This window comes from Rhizobacter sp. P2_H2, assembly GCF_056403375.1.
Window position 1 is genome coordinate 1 of sequence record NZ_JBFUFP010000766.1, and the last position, 2660, is coordinate 2660.

The following is a 2660-nucleotide window of genomic DNA, read 5'->3' on the forward strand; positions in this document are numbered from 1 at the left end:
GTCTGCGAACTGCCGGAAGAAGAACCGAACGTCTTGCCACGTCAGCGGTGTGCCGGCGAACTGCTGCTTGAGGCGGATGGCCACCAGCAGCAACGCGGCCACCGTGCTCCCGGCCACGGCCGCGAAGCGTGGCCGCTGCGTGAGCAGGTAGACCACCAAGCAAGCCACCAGCAAGGCGTGCGAGCCGACTTCAGGATCAACCCAGCGACCGGCGAGCGGCGGCAGGGCCAGCACGACGGCATCGGCAAGCCGCCGCCGGCCGATGAAGGCCACCAGCGCGGAGGCGGCGGACAGCGCGAACGGCGTGGCCACGAAGCGCCAGGAATCGGGCGTGAGGAAGTAGCCGCCGCATGCCACGAGCAGCAGGGCGCTGACGGCCAGTTGCGTGTTGCGATGCATGGAAAGGAGTCGGTGCGGCAGATCGGGGGGAGGGCAGTTTCGCACGCGACGCGGGCCAGCGAAAAACCCCGAGCTTGAACAGCACGCGCCGACCTCCGTGGTCAGTGATTCGACGATCTTGTACGCCCCGCCGTTCGCCATCGCGCGTTCCCTTGGGAGCCCGGCGGTCGCTTCGTCAACTGCGCAGGCCAGCACCATTTCATGGTTCACTTCGCCTCGTAGTGGTCGTTCACGTAGGTCATGGGGATCCACCGGTAGCCTGTGCCATCGCGGTGCAGATGGCCGACGCCGGGGAACGAGATGTGGTCGGCCGCGACCCAGTACCGGCCCTTGACCGCGTCGGCGAACGCCTTCTTGCGCGTCGCTGCGGCGGCCTTGGGATCGACGTCGAAGACGATCGTCACGCCCGGGTCGGGCATCTGAACTTCCGCCACGTGAACCAGGTCGCCCCAGAACACCAGCTTCTCGCCCTTGCTCTCGAGCGCGTAGAACGTGTGGCCCGGTGTGTGGCCCGGAGCGGGGATGGAACGGATGCCGGCGAACAGCTCGGTCGCGCCGGAGAACGTCTTCACCTTGCCGGCATCGACATAGGGTTGCACCTTGGCCGAAGCCTCGTCGAAGTACTTCTTCGTCGCCTCCGGCGCCCGGGCGCGATTCTCGGGATTCAGCCAGTACGCGACCTCCTTCTGCTCGATGTGGACCGTGGCGTTGGGAAACACGATGCGCTTGCCATCCATCAAGCCACCGGTGTGGTCGGTGTGGATATGCGTGATCAGGATGTCGGTGATCTGCTCCGGGGTGACGCCCACCGCCTTGAGACTGGCCTCGAGCTTGTTCAACGTCGGGCCGTACAGCTCGCCGGTGCCGGCGTCCATCAGGATCAGGCGGTCGCCGGCCCGGATCATGTAGGCGTTGACCGAGGCATCGACCTCGGTCGTCTGATACGTGTCCGCCAGGCGCGACGCCACCTGGCCGGGCTGGGCGTTGGTCAGCAGCTTCAGCGCCGGGATCGGCAGCGTGCCGTCGGAGAGCGCCGCGATCTCGAAGCCGCCGAGCTTGAAGTGGTAGTAGCCGGCTTGAAAACGGCTCACCTTGGCCGCAGGCGCCTCGGCCGCGAATGAGACCGGGGCGACCAAGCTGGTGGCGATAGAGGCGGCCAGGAAGGCCGCAGGGAATGTGCGTTTCATCGTGAGGTTCCTGCTAAGCGGTGAAAGGCACTATAGTTATCTCCATATGGTTGATAAAGATTGAGATAGCGATTTCACAATCAACTATATGGAAACAATGATCGACAACCTGGTCGAACTGTCGATCTTCGACAAGGTCGCCAGTGCTGGCAGTCTCACGGGGGCCRCRAACGAGCTGGGCCTGTCTCTGGCAGTGGTCAGCAAGCGCTTGGCCGCCCTCGAGGCGCGCATGGGCGTTCGCCTGCTCAACCGGACCACGCGGCGGCAATCAATGACGCAGGAAGGCGAACGCTTCCACCTGCATTGCGTGCGCATCCTTGCGGAGGTGCAGCAGGCCGAGGCGGTGATGCAGCACAGCCGCACCGACATCAACGGACACCTGCGGGTGACGGCACCGCGCATGCTGGGCACGCGCTATCTCGCAGCGCTGGCGGCGCAGTTCCAGGCCATGCATCCGGCGTTGAGGATCGAGCTCGTCTTGAGCGACGACGTCGTGGATCTCGTGGAGCAAGGCATTGACCTGGCGCTGCGCTTCGGGGTGCTCGATGACTCGACGATGACGGCACGCCATATCGCCGACAGCGAGCTCGTCCTGTGCGCCGCGCCGGACTACCTGCGGCGCTTCGGTTCTCCCGACACGCCTGCTGCGCTCTCAGCGCACAACTGCATCCTCTACGGCACGCGAAGCACGCGGCACTGGCTCTTCCAGCACGAAGGCAAACCGGTCTCGGCCGAGGTGAACGCGACCTTCCTGTGCAATGACGGCAACGCGGCCAAAGCGCTCGCGCTCGCCGGCGGCGGGATTTTTCTCAAGTCAATATGGGATGTGGGCTCGGAGCTGAAGGATGGAACGCTGGTGCGCGTGCTGGGGCGATATAGCATCCCCAGCGCGCCGCTCCATGTCGTGTACCCGCATGCATTGCATTTGGCCCCGCGAGTACGCCACTTTGCCGACTACGCTCTCAAGAGCCTTCGCGGCGAATGGGAGCTGCTTGCCGACAAGGCCGCCGCGGGGGATCGCTCTCCGAATGAGGTTTGATCCTGAATACGGCCCCTCCCAGCACGCTCCACACC

3 protein-coding genes are annotated in these 2660 nt (G+C 65.0%); 1 reads left to right on the forward strand and 2 read right to left on the reverse strand.

Annotation, left to right across the window (positions count from 1 at the left end):
- Both AC1D15_RS25990 and AC1D15_RS25995 read right to left on the reverse strand, forming a co-directional pair.
- A partial coding sequence (locus AC1D15_RS25990; RefSeq protein ID WP_477828256.1) for a hypothetical protein occupies positions 1–609 on the reverse strand: 609 nt, incomplete at its 3' end.
- Positions 606–1586, reverse strand: a complete 981-nt coding sequence (locus tag AC1D15_RS25995) for an MBL fold metallo-hydrolase (protein ID WP_477828257.1) — start codon at positions 1584–1586, stop codon at positions 606–608. The genes AC1D15_RS25995 and AC1D15_RS25990, both read right to left, overlap by 4 nt.
- 88 nt (positions 1587–1674) lie before the next feature.
- Between AC1D15_RS25995 and AC1D15_RS26000 the strand changes: the two genes are divergently transcribed.
- Positions 1675–2625 (forward strand): LysR family transcriptional regulator, encoded by a 951-nt coding sequence (locus tag AC1D15_RS26000; RefSeq protein ID WP_477828258.1) that lies wholly within the window; start codon positions 1675–1677, stop codon positions 2623–2625.
- The last annotated feature ends 35 nt before the right edge of the window (positions 2626–2660 follow it).

Excerpts from the sequence above, each read along its gene's own strand:
- AC1D15_RS25995 (WP_477828257.1), bottom strand. The coding sequence starts at position 1,586 with ATGAAACGCACATTCCCTGCGGCCTTCCTGGCCGCCTCTATCGCCACC.